Genomic DNA, 308 nt, shown 5'->3' with positions numbered 1-308 from the left:
GTGCCCGACTTATCAGCATCAGCGATCACCTGGATGCTAGAAATATATGTATCTGGCGCTTCACTGTGTAAATGTTGAGTACTAAGCAACTCATCCACGGTTACCGCGTGTTTTTCCAGGGCCAATAGATTTGATTGAGTTTGACCAAAACTGGCATCGTTATACATTCGCACTTCTGCGCTTACTGTATCGCCAGCAATATCAGGGAAAAATGCCACTCGCACCGCGCCGGTCATTGGCATACCAATCACCAATATAAACAATGCAATAAAACCAAGTACCACCGCAAAGCGGAAATTAAGCGCTTG

General features: G+C 45.5%; 1 protein-coding gene. It reads right to left on the bottom strand.

The features are described from left to right. Positions 1–308 (bottom strand): hypothetical protein (locus tag Q4528_RS13295; RefSeq protein ID WP_303521980.1); only part of this gene is annotated, 308 nt, incomplete at both ends.

This window comes from Staphylococcus pasteuri (assembly GCF_030547725.1).
In the GTDB taxonomy this organism is placed as follows: Bacteria; Bacillota; Bacilli; order Staphylococcales; family Staphylococcaceae; genus Staphylococcus; species Staphylococcus pasteuri.
Note: the sequence above shows the minus strand (reverse complement) of the source record. Positions and strands in the feature narration are given on the sequence as shown.